Source organism: Rubripirellula tenax (genome assembly GCF_007860125.1).
GTDB lineage: Bacteria > Planctomycetota > Planctomycetia > Pirellulales > Pirellulaceae > Rubripirellula > Rubripirellula tenax.
In genome coordinates, this window is sequence record NZ_SJPW01000006.1 from 131,446 (window position 1) to 149,382 (window position 17,937).

The window sequence follows — 17,937 nt, forward strand, 5'->3', positions numbered from 1 at the left end:
GCATTGTGCGGTTACCTTTAGCGTGGTTGACGATTTTCAATCGACCCGCAGTGCTAGGCAACGTTTGACCAACGGCGCCGGATCATGCCCAGCTTACGCTCGATGGTTCGGATGGTGACTTCGTAACGCGTGGCGAGTTCTTCGTTGCTGTAGCCCTCCATTTTTGCAACCGCGATTTCGCTCAGCATCGGGTCGCCAAGTTTCATCAGCATCCTTTGCAGTTGTTCGTCCATCTCGGCCAACGTTTGCGGCGAGGGTGAAATATCGGCGATTAAATCGAAGCCTGCGTCGCTGGAACCATCGAATACGGAATCGCCTCGGACCTTGCCGCCACCACGTTTTGCTCGGGCGTCGTTGCGGCCTTGGTCGATGCAATCGTTCTTCGTCCACGACATCAACATTCGCCACAAGTCATCGCGACTGTCGATGCTGGGCAGAGCTCCACGATCGGCTGCATTGCAGAGCGTCGTCAACACGCCCGCGGCAATGTCCTCCTCGTCACTGACGCGCCGGTTGGACAATTGTGAGCGAGCGACTTCGGCGAGGCGTTGAAACAGGCGATCCCACAGCTTTGCGGCCGCCGCGGGATCACCTTGGCGGAGTTGATCGAACCATACCGTGATCGAATCGTGGTTTTTCGAAAGGGTCATTCTGTTTCCCAAATCTCGATCGGGAACTCGTTGTCGTCCATAGCACCAATCCAGAATCCCCAATCGCGAGCTGCTTGGCTGATCTTAAGCAACATTCTATGTGATCCGGCTATCAGATCGACATCGAATGTTTTGCGGTTCGCACTTAAGTGTCGGTTTGACGCGTTTTCGAGGACCAATTTACTGTCAATCCAAACCTTTGCACCATCATCACTCGCCATTGTGAAGCGAATTTTCTGGGCCGTTTCTAAGTGGATCGTGGTGGCGGCATAGGCGATTTGGTTTTCGGACTCGCTGAGTCTTTCTTTGAAGTCGATATAACGTCCCGCCAAATCGTTCGACGAAAGATCGGGCTCGGGAAACGCTTCCAAACTTGGGTCGAGCAATGCTTTCTCGATTTCGGTCGACATATCCAGTTGCTCTCGAACGGACATCTCCGGCGACGTTGCGATGGGGCCGTAGATCAAGAACGATTGTGTCTCGATGACCCCGTTCACATAGGTTTGTTTTTGAGCATCTGTCCAACCGTCGACGCTGTCCGCGTACTTCTGGGCTGCTTGGCTCAGCCAATCGGTTTGATTGTTTTCTACTTCGAGTCGGCCTCGGTTGGCGTAGCGAAGGAAGAACTGGATTTTGTTTCGGGTCTCTCTGTCTCCCGGTCTATCTTCGTCCAAATGGAAACGATGGGCGAAGGCGATCAGTTGGTCCACTCGATCGGCTTGCCCGAGCAGTTTGATGTAGCCATTGCGAATTTTTAGATCGTTTTCGAAGTCCTCAACGAGCCACGTCCGAGTCATTTCGTTCATCGCATCGACTGAAACGTCGTATCGCGCAGAACGATTCCCGAGATTCACCAAGGTTTCCAACAGTTGATTTTTGATTTCTGCGATGCCCTTATCTGGCACGATGGTGTACTCGTCCGCCGAATGAGTGCCCGCCTCTTCAATGGCCGTCGCGGCAAGTTTCAGGTGTTCAACGCCAGCATCGAAATCACCGATTTGGCCGAGGATGGAACCGTAGGTTGCATGAGCGCGGGTGAGTAGGATCCAGTCGTCTCGCAGGTTTTCGCTTTTCGCGATTCGAGACTTCGCTTTTTTGATTGCCGCGATTCGTCCCGCGATCACTGGCGGAGGAATCTTCATCCACGTCGTGGACATGAACCCACCAAACAGCCCGATTGCAACGATCGTTGAAAGGCCTTGGATGAACAAAGGTGACTTTCGATGCACGGCCATCAGCGCCACTGCCGACGCAGCGAGAAAAAACGCAGGGATGAGCCAATGAATGATGTAGCCCGAACCGATCGAAATCCAAGTCGCAAAGTTTGATCCTAGCAGAAACAAAACGCAAACGAGAACGATCGTGAAGCACATGTAGCTGATCCGACTGCGCCACGGCGTTTCGTTTCGTATCAAGCGGCCGGCCACCCAAGTCTGTGTTACTCCCAAAATCGTGAAGATGATCAGGCTGACACAGGTTCCCAGGACGGTGCCCGTCATGATCGCGGCTTCGGTGTCTCCGTCGGCTTTCATGTACAGCAACGTCGGCAACTCCGACGTCGGAACACCACGTAGCGTGGGATACTTTTCTTGAAGGAACTGGCGGACCTTGCGTTCGGTGTTGCCTTCGGGAACGGCAAGCCCCGTGATCACGCCAAAGTCTTCGCGAGGTCCGGCCGTCATGCCTCGTACAAATGCGGGACCAAAGCCAGAGACAAACGCCAACAAGCCTGCCAACAACCCGACGCCCAACCCGGCACTGACGTCCGCAAGGCGGTTCTTCGTTTTTACCAAACGTGCGGTCGCCCAGCCAATCGTTGTTGTCAGCAACAACATCAGCGGAATCGAAATGGGACGCAGAAACGAATAGTCCTTGGCAAGCCATGGGCGGTCGCCCGGCGCGAACTTGTCGTACGTGTCTAGTCTCGACGCATAATCACTGCCGATGGTTCCCGCCCAGATCAGGCCGCCGAACAACACGCCGACTACGGTTGCGATCACCGGGATCCAAATCACGTTGCCAAAATTCTTACTCAGCCAAGATCGCATCATTTCAATCACCGACGGTGGCCGAACCATCAGTGGTTGACCGGCCTCGAAGGCTCTCAAGTCGGTCGCTAAATCGGCCGCGTTCTCGTATCGATGCCTGGGATCTTTCGCAAGACAGTGCAAGCAAATCAGTTCAAGATCGGCGTGAACGTCGGCATTGAAGCCTCGCGGGGGTGGTGGCGTTTCGTCCACAACGCTGCGAAGTGTTTCAAGCACAGAGTCTTTCTGATGCGGCGGTCGACCGCACAGCAATTGATACAGAATCGCACCAAGCGAATAGACATCTGTCGCCGTGGTGACGCCGCCACCGGTGGCTTGTTCGGGTGACATGAACCCTGGTGTGCCCATCACCGCGCCGGTTTGTGTGATGCCGTGATCGTGTTCGGTGCTGCGCGCGAGTCCGAAATCGGTCACTACCGGATCACCGTCCGCATCAATCAGAACGTTAGCCGGCTTGAGGTCACGATGCAGAATGCCTCGTTGGTGAGCGTGATGGACGGCCGATGCGGTCTTGGCGACCACGTCGACGATGCGCGTCAGATCTTGGCCGATCTTAGCACCGACTTCACTGAGCGACTCACCTTCGATCAACTTCATCGAGAAATAGTGCTGGCCATCGAAGTTACCGATGTCGTAAATGGGCACGATGCCCGGGTGGTCTAAGCCCGCGGCCGATTCCGCTTCGATTTGGAAGCGACGAATTTGATCCTCGCCCGCGATGTTCCCGCTTAGAATCATCTTCAGCGCGATCTCACGGTTGAGGCTGATTTGACGCGCCCGGTAGACAACCCCCATGCCGCCGCGAGCGATCTCGCTGATGATTTCGTAGTCGCCGAAGTAGCGAATTCGTTCTCCTTGCTTGGGCATTGAACGGTTCGCATCAGGGTGCGCCGAATCAAGCGTCGCCATCTCAGCCTGCGTGGCCTGCGGTTCGTTCGGATCCAGATCGAGCGGTTGCAGTTGACGGCCGTAGTCATCTTCATCGAGTTCGCAGTGGTGTGTTCGGCGATAGTCGCGATCGATTTGAATCAGTTCTCGGGCAAGCCCTGCCCGCTGCGTTTCGCTAACCATTCCAACAAAATCGGCAAGACTTGGCGGTTGGCTAGGCGATTGTTTCCAGGCCTGCTCGAACCGGTCACATAGGCGGTCCAATGCCAATTCGCCGTCCCATTCCTGGTCAGTTTCCTTGTCCCATGAGGTGTCGTCGTGATTCATCAGGCAAATCTTCGCAGTAACCGTGAGTCGGAAAAAAGAAGCAGGCAACTCTTTTAGAAGCGATAAATGCTGCGGATGCCCGACATCGAACTCTGAAGAACGCAACGGTTCAAGAGTAGTCGCAGTGCATTGCGTCCACACCCTTTCCGTGCCTTTGGCTGTCCGGTACGAAATCGCGGGAATTGTGATGCGAGAATCGGAGCACCGAGGGATCACTGCCGACGCCGCGACCGAAACGCCAGCGAACCGGGCCCAAGAATACAAGCGACGCCGGGCTTATCGGCGTCGCTCCAAATAGAGTGACTTGCCCCTTTGGTTTCTCCAAGAGCCACAGGGTAACCCCAAGCTGATGACGGTTCCCCGCAATCCAGACCGAAACTGTTACGCGACATCAGCTTCCGATTATGCCCGCAGCATTCGGAATTCGCCCATTCGATTCGTCCTCGCGGAAATCGAGTCTTTCGGACTCGAAACTACCCCGTCCGCTTTGGTCGCGTCCCATTTGGTCGATCCGTCCGCTCTGGTCGCTCGTCGAATCCGCACAGCGGCAGTTGTTTGGTGGGGTGGAATCAAGGCTCCATTGCTGGCGATGCGGCGGTACTGCAAAGCTTGGTGAGTCTGGCGATGATGACTTGTGACCAAATTTCGAAAGATGCTGATTGCAGACCTGCATCCTCGAGTGTTTTTTTCGCACTCGCCCAGACGTCATCACTGAGTAGGTTGTCGGCTAACTCTTGTCCGGACCAGGACAGGGCCAAGCTTGAAATGCCGTAGCGATCTTTTCGCGTCCCTGTCTCAACGCCCGTCACCATCGCACTCTGCGTCAACAGCACGATGTGATAGGCGAACACCTCGTTCTCGTTGTAGCTAATCAGCGTTTGCACTTCGCTGGCCGATGGTTTCGCCTCATGCTCGCGAATCGCCAGCACGATGGCGCGGATCAGATCCATGTTGCGTATCATTTTCGTTGCTCGCTCAATTGTGTCTTTTGGGCTTCACTGAGTTTTGTCAGACCTTAACACGAGCTACCGTTGATGTAGACCTGTTTCACGTTCAGCGTTTTGCTATGCAGCACGATATCGGACAAAACAAAAGGCTCAGGCCTCTCTGTTGGTTCATCAAAATCATCCCGTTTCTGAAGCAACAGCGATGATGTCCGAATCAGCGACCCGCGAATCGTGGTCAAATCAAAGGTGTCAGGTCAAAACAGAGGTGTCAAGACTCTTTGATTTCAGAGCTGTCGTCTAACGGCTTCTTTCTTGGGCGTCCTCCTGGCCAGTGAGTTGATTCAAGGTCTAGCAGCGTGTTGATTTTCGCAGGGATCGCGCCACCTTGATTGTTCCACTTTGTGAAGGATAGCTATGGCACTCGGGACCTATGGCACTTCGGACCTATGGCACTCGGGAAACGACGGCGGTCACATCAGGACACGTTCTGGGTGACCGCTGACAAGCTGGTCAATGGACCGAGGAACGCCTTTTACGATCGACTCAATCAATTGCTTGCCGAGATCGATTTCGACAGCAAGCTTGAGAAGGTCGCCGAACCGTTCTATCAAAAGAACGGATGCAAGGGCCTCGCAAAAAGGCACGCAAAAAGGGACAGGTAACGCGCAAAAAGGAAACGCAAAAAGGGACAGGCATAAACTAGCCTTGTTCTCATCGCGGTTTGCCGCTAGGTTTCGCCTGTTCAGTACAGTCGCACTCTTGCGGAAGGTCGTTTTATGCCCAGGCTTGCTCGTGGCGAGGTTCTTGATCCTGCCGAGATTCAAATCGTTCACTGCGTCCAACGCTGTGTCCGGCGGGCTTTCCTGTGCGGAGATGATCCGGTCTCTGGGCAATCCTTTGAGCATCGACGTCAGTGGATTAGGCAACGACTGGAGTTCTTGGCCAGCGTTTTTGCCGTTGACTGCCTGACCTACACCGTGATGCACAACCACATTCATTTAGTCTTGAGGAGTCGGCCGGATGTGCTGGCGACGTGGAGCGATGAAGATGTGGCCCGGCGCTGGTTGCGGTTGTTTCCCCATCGACGAAACAAAGACGGATCTCCCGCCGAACCGACGCAACCGGAGGTCAACATGATCGTCAACGATCCCGATCGACTCGCCGAGCGGCGGGCCAGATTGAGTGATCTGAGTTGGTGGATGCGCTGCACGGCGGAGAATATTGCTCGCCGCAGCAACGCTGAGGACCGGGTAACGGGTCACTTCTGGGAAGGCCGATACAAGGCGGTCGTGCTATTGGATGAAGCCTCGCTGCTGGCTTGTTCGGCTTATGTTGACTTGAATCCGATCCGCGCGGCGATCGCCGAGACTCCCGAAGCAAGCAGCTACACCGGCGCGAAGGACCGCATCGATGACTTGACCCACCGTGAAGACCGCACGCGGATGAGCACTCACGACTGGGAACGCAGTCGGCGGCGTCAGAAGAGTGGCTGGATGAGTCCGATTGAGATCAGTGAACGCGAGGATGCGATCGGTGCAGACGTCGATGGCAGCGGACGCCGGGCGAGCAAGAAGGGATTTCTTTCGATTTCGATGCTGAGATATCTGGAGCTGCTGGACTGGACCGGTCGCAAACTTCAACAAGACAAAGCAGGTTCGATCCCTTCGCATCTGGCGCCGATTTTGGCACGCTTGGGCTTGGACTCAGACGGCTGGTGCGACTTGGTGAAGAAATTCGGTCGGACGTTCAAACGGGCGGCGGGCACGGTGGAGAGCCTGGCCAATGAAGCGACCCGCCGCAACCGGCAGTGGCTATGCAGTCCGGGCAATCCGCTCCAGTCGGCCCGTTAAATCTTAGCCAACGCCTACTGCGTTGTCGATCAAACAAGCGATCAGGCTTCACGCTGCGCCCATCGAAGGTTCGGGCCTGATTCTCGGCTATCTCGCTGCGCTCTCGTCGCTCGCCGCTTCAGACGGAGCCAATTCCATCACCAGAGTTGGCAAACCTCGCCTCCAGCTTTTGCCTGTCCCTTTTTGGTCTTTTTGGTCTTGCGATGAATCCGGGCGGAACCGCCATCGGATTCCTGCTGTGCGGCGTTTCGCTTTGGTTGTCGCTACCGCCCCGCCGCAGACCCGTCACGGCGACACCGGCAAAGCTCTATCCGCACAATCGAATCGCCGCATTGGTGATGGCGATCTTGGTCGTGCTGATGGCCGTGATTCGGATCCTTGGATACCGGTGGGACTCGGAAGTCGTGATCGACCGCTGGTTGTTCACCGAAAAACTCGAGGCTTATGACGTCCCCAATCGAATGGCGCCGAACACGGCGCTGACGTTTTTGTTTTGCGGACTGGCGCTCGTCCTTCTCGACTTCAAGAGTCGCTGGCGAGTTCGTCCGAGCGAAGTCTTTGCGATTGCCGGCGCATTGATTTCGTTATTGGCGATCATTGGATACGCCTACAGTGCGGTCAACCTGATCGGGATCGATGCCTTCATTCCGATGGCTTTCAATACGGCGGCGGCCTTCTTGGTGGTTAGCGTCGGAATCCTCTGCGCGCGACCGACGCTCGGCGTGATGTCCGTCGTCAGCGATAGCGGAGCCGGCGGGTCGATGACACGGCGACTGTTGCCCGCCGCCGTGCTGATTCCCACGTTGCTCGGTTGGATGCGTTGGTGGGGCCAACAAATGGGTTGGTTTGATCAAGTGATGGGTCTGTCACTTTTCGTGCTGTCGAACATCGTCGTCTTCAGTTGCTTGATTTGGTGGATCGGATCGTCGCTCAATCGCAAAGGTGCCGAGTTGCAACGGGCACAACTCGATGCCGATGCCGCCAATCGTGCCAAAAGCGAATTCCTCGCCAACATGAGTCACGAAATTCGTACGCCCATGAACGGCATCGTGGGGATGGCGGATTTGTTGAGCGATACCGATCTGTCGGATGAACAACGCGAGTTCCTGAAGATGGTTCAACAGTCAGCGGATTCATTGTTGCGATTGCTCAACGACATTCTGGATTTCTCGAAGATCGAAGCCGGGCGTCTGGAACTCGAGCTCATCGAATTCGATGTGCGAGACTGCGTCGGTAAAGCCATCAAATTGTTCACCATCAAGGCCGCGGAAAAGGAACTGGAACTGGCAGCCCGCATCGATCCCGCGGTCCCGCTTCGTTTGATCGGCGATCCGGGTCGGCTGCGCCAGATCATCGTCAACTTTGTCGGCAATGCGATCAAATTCACCGAACAGGGCGAGGTTGTCGTGGATGTCAATCCGGTCCACATCAGCCACGATTCCGCCGAATTGCATGTTTCCGTGCGTGACACCGGCATCGGCATCCCGATCGAAAAGCAAGACAAGGTGTTTGAGGCGTTCACGCAAGTGGATACTTCGACGACACGGCGATTCGGCGGCACCGGACTGGGACTAACGATTTCGACTCGGCTGGTTGAAATGATGGGCGGACGGGTTTGGCTGGAGAGCGAACCGGGCGTCGGAACAACCTTTCACTTCGTCGTGAATTTACGTGTCGCCGCAGACCAGTCTCCTCGCCGACGCGCCGAAATTTCTCAACTGCGGGGAACTCGGGTGTTGGTTGTCGACGATAATCCGACCAACCGGCGCATTTTGAAAGAACTGTTGACGAACTGGAACCTGCGGGTCGATTTGGCGATCGATGGCGACGAAGCGTTCGAGATTTTATCGGGATTGCAGTCGTCCGATGATCCCGTCCAACTGATCCTCTTGGACTACCACATGCCGAAGTTGGACGGGTTGCAATTCGCGAAACGGCTGAGCTCTCAATCGCCCGCATCGCCGTGCAAAGTTGTCATGCTTTCGTCGTCGTTCGGTGGGCCGGGTCCGGTCGAGCTACGGGAACTCGGCATCGATCGCTTCATGACCAAGCCCGTGATCGGTTCCGATTTGCTCGATACGATCCTGGATGTGATGGGCATCACCGACTCGGATCATGCGAGCGATCAAGCGGGCTCAGGAGATCGGGAGATGCGCGCGAGAAAGATCTTGCTTGCCGAGGACGGCGTCGTCAACCAGCGCGTCGCACTCGGCTTTCTCGAGAAATGGGGGCATCGCGTCGTCTTGGCGGTTGATGGACTCGAAGCGGTGGCGGCGGTCGAGCGAGAGCCGTTCGATTTGATCCTGATGGACATTCAAATGCCGAACATGAACGGCGTCGAAGCTACCAAAGCAATCCGTGATGGTGAATCGAGAACGGACCAGCATCGAATGATTGTGGCGATGACCGCCAATGCGATGAAGGGCGACCGCGAGCGTCTACTCGGCGAAGGCATGGACGACTATATCTCCAAGCCATTCGACCCCAACGATCTTCGGCGAGTCATCGAAAAGTCACCGGTGGGCGCGTTGACGCCACGCGCCGCCGTATCCGAAACCGTAGCAGCCGCACCGAAACGTGCCGACGTTTCGAAGCCCCGGAGTGGTAGCCCATCGGTTGCCGAAACGACGACGTCTCAACTCGACTGGGCGAGACTCGTTCAACGAACGGCCGGCAAAGAATCGCTGGCGCGTGAGTTGGCGGGCGTGTATCTGGAAGAGTCTCAAACGTTGATCGAACAAATGCGGACCGCGATCGAATCCGGCGATACCAAACTGCTCTCACGTGCCGCGCATACGCTCAAGGGAGCATCGAGCTACTTCGGTGTCCCCGACATCATCGCGGCATCACAGAAACTGGAACTCCAGGCCCGTGAAGGTGACCTCCAAGACGCAGCCAAACTCGTGGAACCATTGATCGCCGATGTGGAGAGTCTCACCAAAGAGATCCGACGCAAGATGACGCCTACTTGATGCCCCTCGCCGTCCGCGCCCGACCGTGTTGATGCAGCATCCGACTCTTTGCCGGACCTTCTGCGTCCGGCTTGAACTCGAGTGTCGCGTCCACATGCTTTGGTGCAATCTCGTCAAACGTTAAAACGTGTTGATCAAGTGAGCCGTGACGCGTGAGCGGCCGGGCAACGCACACTGCCCGGTGCAATAAGGCCCCCGTCTCACAAGAAATCTTGCCCAAAACCCGAACCTCTCTCATCGAACGACGAACGGATGTCGTTCCACTGTTGCCGAACGTCACCGGCAATTTCGTCAACGGTCACTTCGATCTCGGCGACGGATGTGGTGACCTTCGTTGCCGACAAACCGTCGCCGATGGACACGACGCGAGGGCAGTCCGGCATTTGATCGATGAAGGCTTGCGTGACCTCCTCTCGATTCAGTGCATCGGTTCGCGTGGGCGGATTGGCCATTGCGAGCGAACGGGGCTGGAAGGTGAATTCGCTCTCGAACAACCCTTCACCACTTTCCAGATTGGCTCGGATCCGACCGAGTTGATTGATGACGCGCAGGGCGTCGAGTGCCGTCACGCTGCCGTCGACGTTGACATCGTAATAGGGCGGTGCGAATCCGTCGGGCGGGAGAGCGACCAGTACGCCCCGGGCGTCGCTGACTCGGCGGCGTCCGAGTTCGTTGATGATGACCAGCGCGTCGACGGCCGTGACACCATTGAGGTCATCGACGTCGTAGATATCACGAGGGTTCGTCCATGGCCCAAGCGTCACCAGCGTCGTTGCGGGCGTGGCTTGCGGCTGAGCCTGTCGGTTGCCGACTTGGTCGACCGCAAAACTCTGGAATGCATACGTCGATCCGACCTGCCCGACGAACGCGCGTGATCCGGCCGCTGCTGCCGTATGCCAAAGTTCAAAATCGCCGTCATTGGTCGAAACAGAAATCTCAAACGATGCGATCCCCGAACCGCCGGCGTCATCGCCCGACCAGGTGACGTCAAACACGGCCAGCGACGTCGCCGGCAAATCGGCAACGAGACTGGTCGGCGGGGTGATGTCGATCGTGTTGAGAGTCGAGTTGGTGATGAGCGGTTCGTTGACATCGAACACGATCTCGGCGGCGCCGCTGATCTGAGTGCCGGACGCGAGGCCGCTCTTGGCCGAAACGGTGTAGCTGACGTTGCCTTCGCCACGGCCGGTATCATCGTTGGGTGGTAAGAAGCCGGCATCAAAGAGTTCGGTTAATACACCGGTATTCGGATCAAGCGACGTGAACGTCCACGTGACGGTGCGGGTGACGAAATCAAGCTCTGCGTCAATCTGCAAATCGAGTTCGATTTCGCCCACGGTGATTCGTTCTGTCGTCGACCAAGCCGAACGTCTTTCGGGGACGTCAATGAATCGACCGCCGACGATGATGTCACCCAGTTCAAATGTTGTCAGGTCAAGATCATCGTCGAGGACTTCGGTAATAAAAACTTCTTGTGCGGGCAGCGTCGCCTGTTCGGGATCGTTCTCAAAGTAGATTGTGAATGGCATGGGCACGCCTTCACGGATGAATCCAGCAGCACCGAATCCCAGTGGCCCAACTTTCTCGTTGGGGTCAAACGAACGACCACGTTCGCCCCGGAGCCTAGTATCCGGCGAGATGTTTAACGTCTGTTCCTCCTCGACCTGTTCGATCGTACCGCCTTGAGACGTTTTGGCATCCGGATTGGTGATCTTGAGTTCTCCGCCGCGCGCATCTAATTCGGGAAGCGACGCGGAACCTAAACCTTTTCCGAAACTTGCATCTCTAGCCGCTTCAATTTTCTCGAACTTCGCAAATTCAATTAGTTCCTCAGGCGTCAATAACTGTGGCGTGGTAGCCAGGTTCTGAAATCTCGGATTGGGCAACTCGATCGCGTTCGTTTCCTTGTTGACAACACGTCTGAAGTCCATTCCATTGACCGCACCACTTTGGTCGTAGTCCGGTATTTTGGTGTCGAATTCACCATCAAAATCTGTATCGAACAGTATAAAGTCGTTCTTTCCGTCGCCGTCAGCATCGAGTTTCATTTCCGCCAAAACGAGCCCTGCGAAATAGTCTTTGTATTTGTTGATTAACGCTTGTGGTTCCAAAGTTCTTTTAACCGTCCCAGATCGAACTGCCAGAAGTGCATTATTTACATTTTCTTGAGTCCTTGGGTTGGCATTGGAGTTTTTGAATCCCGTTTCGATCAATGTTTTTGCGGCAATTCCGACAGCCGCATGAATGTCTTGCGAAGGATCTTTTAACAACAGAGGAACTAGGTTCTGCGTCAGCGAGTTATCGTTTAGAATCGAGAAATTCGCATCGGCAGCGGCAATCGAAGTTACGTTGAGAGCTTTGATCTCGGACGTAATTGCACCGGCATGACATGAGTCAATCACGACCACGGTTCGCGTCGAACCGGCTACAGCCGCTTGCAATTCGCTGCCCGTCAATTCACGGTCTTTAAAGGCTAGGTTTCCACCAACCACCGCTCCTTCGTCATTCGTCCGACAAAACCCGTGCCCTGCGTAAGTGACAAATATCAAGTCATCCTCGTCGGCACGTGACCTGACCGAATTTATATTGCCGAGATAGTCGTCGGCATTCGCCGAGCCATCCGTATCGACAATAATTGGGCTTGGAGCACCCTCCTCCGATCCGATATTGAGGGTTTTCGTAAAGAAGTTCGCCCAGGTGTTGCCGTCGACATCCGCTCCCCCAGTGAGTGTTCCGTCTGGATTACCAACAACGACCGCATAAATATCTTGACGTCCGTCCGCAGCCCTCGTGGTCGTTTCTCCTTCCGGACTTCTGGACATTAATGTCGAATCGGAAACGACAGCCAAAGGTGCGAATTCATCGGACGAAATGCCACGCGAGACAGACGGCCCGGGCGGAATCGTTGGAAGATCGAAGAACCACTGGCCGTTCACGAATACGAGGTTGCGAAAGCCATCGCGGCTGAGTTCTTCGACTTGATCGGCTAGGAACTCGTACAGTTCCGCGAACGTTTCACCGTAGCGAGCGCGTTGTACGTCGATGTATTCATTCCACGATGTTTCGTCCGATCCGGCTGGTCGCAAATTCGCCGAAATCAAATCCCAGTCAAACGTCGTTGCGCCGAAGTCCGGTTCGTCCACTGTATTGCCCCACGCGCTCACGGAAAAATCGCCTTCGTCCAGTGGCGCGTCGTAGTAGACCTGAACCGTCCCCGATGCACCTGGCGGAATGACGGAGGAACCCTTGGCAACCGGTGGCGGGAATAGAAACAATTCGTCGCTGCGGATCGTACTGTCGTATCTCGCCCGAAGCGTTCCGCCGCCTTCGACGTTGACCGTGATGAATGGCAACTTCATGTCAACGTTCGACGGATTGCTATAGCGGATCGTGTACGTGATTGTGCGACCGGATCGAACGCGTGTGCTGCCCGTCAAGTCGATTTGAATTTCGGCTTGGCGAGTTTCTTCAACGCGAATTCCCGCCGTCAGCGTCGATACATCACCCATGCCATCACTCGCGACGACGTCATAATCGCCGATCGCAAGACCATCGAGATCGAACTTGGCTACGACTCGCGTGTCATCGATTCGCTCGACGGTGATGGCTGGTCGATTCACACCACCGGCGCCAACGATCCGGTATTGCAGGTCCGCGTCCAACCGAGCGCCAGCGATGGTGAGGGTTGCCTGACCGGTGTTGCCGATACGCCCGGGTGACACGCTTTCGATCGACGGCGGAAGCACCACAGCGGAAATGTTGAACGACGCATTCGCCGAGTCAAACGAAGCCGGAAACGCGGTGATGTACCAAGTGGAATCCGTCGCCAAACCGTTAATGATCGTAGTGACATTGGCTTGTCCGGCCTTCGTTTGTCGGCCATCGAAGTTGACTCGCGTGGGAATGTAGTTGCGGGCAACGTAGAGTTCGTTGATCGAGTTTCCACTTCCGAGCATTTGCAGATCGACACCAACGACCTCGCCAGCCGGAACCGTCACCTTGTACCACTGCGGTTGACGCTGGTCCAAGAACTGACCCACCAAAACGGTGCCGTCATTGGGGAGTTCCCGAAAATCGACATCCACCGTCTCGAACGCTTCCGAATCGTTGTTTTGACGACCTTCCGCTTCGAGCACATTGCCGCGGCGGTTCGTTTCGACGACCCAGCGATAGACGCCCGGGAGCGCAGCAACGACAAGGATCTCCATCGAAAATGTTTTGGATTCAAATGGCGCGAGCGTCATACCGGCATTCACGTTGAAACCGCCGACCACGATATCGTTGGCGAATGTGATTGGATCTCCTGCGGCGTCAGTCTCGACTGGCGGCCGAAGTCGAATCTCGTCGTACCAGGGGCCGACGGCTTCGTTTTCGCCGAGGTTCGTCACCGTCCACTCAATCGTGACTCGGTCGCCGACCAGCGCGGTTGCCGGACCAGACACTTCACTGACAACCAAATCGATCGACGGTGCCCGATCGGCGAACGCGAAGACCGCATTGTCTTCGACGATCGTTTCAAATCCACCGGCGAAGACTTGATCGAAAGTACCAGTTCGCGAGTTGAAGCCAATCATTTGATAGGCATCCATGCTTTGCGAATCGAATCGCTTGGTCGTCACGATGTCCAGCGTTCCGCCCAACGTGGCCGCTCCGGTCGCCGTGATATTGCTGAAGTCGCCGGTGACGGGTCGACCGCCAACCGAAAGAGTTAGATAGCCGGTGGACGCGAAATCACCGTCGACAATCAAGTCGACGTCGGACGCCAGTTTAAGGTGGCCAAACGTCCCCGATGCGACCGGGCTGAAACGGAACAGATTGCCGACTTCGGTGCTGACCCAGGTTTCGCCGGTGGTGTCGTTGTAGGAAACGTCGGATAGCGAAAACGGGTCCGCGCCGGTGTAACGAAGATCGATGTCCGATACGAAGCTGCCGGTTGCCGTCAGCACGCGAACACGGCTGTCGGTTCCGACGACCAACAGCTGACCCGTTGCGCCGACCACATCGATACCGCCCTGATTGAACGGTATGGCGCTGACGCCAGCGGGATTCGCTGAAAACATTCGCAGCACCGCGCCGGTCGCCGGATTGATCTCGTGAATCATCGCGTCGAGACCGAGCAGGTAAACGGTACCGCGCGTCGGATGCTCGGCCACACCGGCTCGATCGATGCCGACACCTTCGACGGTGACGGTCGCCAACACTTCACCGCTGTCGGGATTGATCGCGTACAGGGTTGCCGGCGTCGCATTGGCGTGAACGAACAGCATCGATCCGGCCGGGACCGTCGTTCCGCCGACGTTCATCGGACCAGAGAGGATGTCGATGCCCGACACGTTCACCGAGCCACCTGGCTGGACGATCGGATCGGAGGTCTCCAAAAAGTTCGCGCCGAATCGTCGGAATACGGGTTCACCGCCGATGCGTTCGTTTCGCGAGTGGGTCACCACATCGCCCGACACGGGATCGACCGCGATCCCGACGGTGCGAATCGTATGGGTGTAGCCAATTTGCTCGAGCCGAACCGAACTTCGGGTGACTCCGTTGGTGAAGTTCCCGACCGTCGAAAACGCTTGGCCGTTGTCAAGCAAAAGTTGTCCACCATTGACCGCAAGACTTGCCAGCGATGGGAACGCGGCTCCCGCACCCACGAGTCGCACGGCGGCGTAGTTGGTTTGAATGGGTTCGTCTTCACCGTCATCATCGAGGAAACGCAGCGTCGAAGCCTCGCCGACTTGCCAACTTCCGCCGTGAAGGGTTTGTGAACTCCGGTCAAACTGCTTCACATCACGAGCGGGCAACGTCAGCGTCCCATCGTCGACTCGCACCAAGCCGGGGTTGCTAAAGAAAGGGGTGACACCGCCACTGATCGTGATCGCGGTAGTGCCGCCACCGGTCTTGACGAACGATCCGAAGTTGTTGAAATCGGCGAACAGTCCATCGAATTGTTGCAGTTCGATGTTCGCATCACCTTGCACGATCCAATCGCCATGATTGATCGTGCTGGATGAGTTTCGTAGCAACACATCCGTGCCGCTGGCTTGGATCAGCGTGCCGTTGTTGATGAATGTCGCGCCCGTGTTGATTGCTTCGTCCGAGTTCCGGAGCGTGATGAAGCCATCGTTCGTGATGAACCCGGTGTGAGAAGACGCACCAGACCCGGTCAGCTCGAAAAAGCCCTCCGGAAAGTCCAACGTAAAATCACGACCGTCACCGTCAAGGCGCGCGCTCAACTTGACGAGGCCGCCGCCGTCGCCGGTGTAACGTCCGGTGGATGTCAGTCGACCGACCATTTCAATCGTCGAGCCGGCCGCGACATCGAAGTGCGCGCCCGTCGCAACGAAGTTGCTGGAGTGATTTGCGACTAAGTCACCACCGACAACTTCGACGATTCCGCCGAGATGGACCAATGCCACGTTCACGTCGACGATCCTCGCGGTGCCCGCGCCCGTCTTGCGGACAGTCCCCGAATTTCGCAGTGTCGCCGTGCTCAGATTCACGCCCGCGATGTTGGCATCGCCTTGCAACTCATAGGCCGCGCCCGCGGCGTTGATAAAGCCGGCGGAACTGGACGTCACCGTGGTGCCAGCCGTTTGGATGATGGTTCCGGTGTTGGTGAACGCGTTGAGAAGTTGCTTCGCGCCGGTTCCCTCGATCGTCACTTGACCGGTGCTGGTAATGTCACGAAAGAACGTTCCGCCGATCCATCGAAACAGACCATCGGCAAAGTCGATGACTGCATCCGAGCCCACCGATTCGATGCGGCCACCGGTAAACTCGATCCGTCCATCGCCTGTTCCCGTCAATGTCGTGCCGGCGAGCAGATCAATTTCCGAGTTACCGGCGGTGCCATTGAATTCGACAACACCGCCCGCATCCACATCGATCGTGCTGGACGCGAATTGGCCGCCACGTTCGAGCAAGAATCGTCCACCGCTCGCCGCCAGTGTGCTGCCTTCACCGGCGACCAGCAGCGAATCCCAAACGATATTGCCCGAACGGTTTTTGATGATCGAGTTGTTGAAAGTACGCCCACCGATGATCGCGCTGGTGCCGACGTTTTCGATGATGCCACCGGCATCGTTGTGCAGCCACGTTCCCTGACCGGTGGAGCTGAATAGACTGTTGCCGCTGGCCGTGATCAGGATCTCGCCTTCGTTGTGGAACTCCTGCCCCCAAAGCGTTCGTTCGCCAGAGCCGGACCATGACATGTGTCCGGCATTGACCAGCGTGTCGCCGCCATCGTTGTCGGTGAAAATGGTACCGCCGGTCCAGTGAAACAAACCGTCGGCGAAGTCGAACACGGTTCCACTCGTTCCGGTCGCGCCACGCGTGTCGATACGACCTTGCGAGTGTTCGATGCGCCCGGCGCCAGTACCCGTGTAGGTGCCGACGTAGTACGACGTGCCCGAAGTGATATCCAAGCTTGCGCCGGCGGCCACGTCGAAATGGGCTCCTGTCGAAGGTTGCGCGCTCGTGCCCGAGATCGGCAGGAACAGGGTGCCACCGAGCACTTCGATACGACTGCCGGTGACGTGGGTCACGCGATCCGAGCTGCCGTAGAACGAAGTGCTTTCGGAACCCGTTTTTCGGAGCGTCCCCTCGTTCGTGAACGTGATGCTGAAACTGCCCGCGAAATTGAAGTCGCGATGCAGACTCCAAACACCTTCGGCTTCGTTCAGGATTGTCGATCCGCTCGATGGCGACGCGAACGGTTGCTGCTGGTCGACGATGCCGGAGTTGGTCCAGTCACCTGAGAAACGTTTGTTGGCTTCGGTTTCGACAATCAGCTTTGCGTCGTCTTCCGTCGTCAGGGTGCCCGTCCGCAGCCAACCGGCCTGCCAACGAAACTCACCGCCAGATAGCACGGCGTCGTCGTTGATTCGGAAATCGGCTTGCATCACGATCGACTCGGTCGACATCAGGGCGTCGATCTGAACAGGCGATGCGATGGTAATGGTCGGGTTCGCAGCGCCACGATCGATCGTCACTGTGTCACCGGTACCTGGAACGCCGACGCCACCCGACCAATTGGCGGGATCGCTCCAGAGTCCGTCGGAATCCGTATTCCAAATGAAGGCGGCGAGCAACTGCCGTTGTTCCAAGGCTTCGATGCCGCGTAGCGATGCACGGGTTCGCCGCGATCGACCGACCCTGTCGCTTTCTAACGGGTTGAACGAGCGATATACGAAGTTCAAGCGTCTTGTCACGGGTCGTATCCGGGCGAGAGCGGGTGAGCGACTGGCCCATTTGGGTCA

The 17,937-nt window shown here is 56.6% G+C and carries 7 protein-coding genes; 2 read left to right on the plus strand and 5 right to left on the minus strand.

The window, feature by feature from the left end:
- Positions 1-53: 53 nt before the first annotated feature.
- The 4 genes from Poly51_RS21430 to Poly51_RS31870 form a co-directional block, all read right to left on the minus strand.
- Complete coding sequence (locus tag Poly51_RS21430) at positions 54-650, minus strand: ECF-type sigma factor (RefSeq protein ID WP_146459974.1); 597 nt, start codon at positions 648-650, stop codon at positions 54-56.
- A complete protein-coding gene (locus tag Poly51_RS21435) occupies positions 647-3,913 on the minus strand; it encodes a protein kinase domain-containing protein (RefSeq protein WP_146459976.1) in 3,267 nt (1,088 codons plus the stop codon). The genes Poly51_RS21430 and Poly51_RS21435 overlap by 4 nt, the downstream gene beginning before the upstream one ends.
- 569 nt (positions 3,914-4,482) lie before the next feature.
- A complete protein-coding gene (locus Poly51_RS21440) occupies positions 4,483-4,875 on the minus strand; it encodes a DUF2513 domain-containing protein (RefSeq protein ID WP_146459978.1) in 393 nt (130 codons plus the stop codon).
- A 455-nt stretch (positions 4,876-5,330) separates the two neighbouring features.
- Positions 5,331-5,858: a hypothetical protein gene (locus Poly51_RS31870; protein WP_246114677.1), complete on the minus strand. Its 528-nt coding sequence runs from the start codon at positions 5,856-5,858 to the stop codon at positions 5,331-5,333.
- Between Poly51_RS31870 and Poly51_RS21450 the strand changes: the two genes are divergently transcribed.
- Positions 5,841-6,710: a hypothetical protein gene (locus tag Poly51_RS21450; protein ID WP_246114678.1), complete on the plus strand. Its 870-nt coding sequence runs from the start codon at positions 5,841-5,843 to the stop codon at positions 6,708-6,710. The two genes, Poly51_RS31870 and Poly51_RS21450, sit on opposite strands and share 18 nt — an antisense overlap.
- Before the next feature lie 203 nt (positions 6,711-6,913).
- Positions 6,914-9,682, plus strand: coding sequence for a response regulator (locus Poly51_RS21455; protein WP_146459982.1), 2,769 nt, complete (start codon positions 6,914-6,916; stop codon positions 9,680-9,682).
- 200 nt (positions 9,683-9,882) lie between these two features.
- Here Poly51_RS21455 and Poly51_RS21460 read toward each other — a convergent pair whose 3' ends face one another.
- Positions 9,883-17,889 (minus strand): DUF7619 domain-containing protein, encoded by an 8,007-nt coding sequence (locus Poly51_RS21460; protein ID WP_146459984.1) that lies wholly within the window; start codon positions 17,887-17,889, stop codon positions 9,883-9,885.
- Positions 17,890-17,937 lie beyond the last annotated feature (48 nt).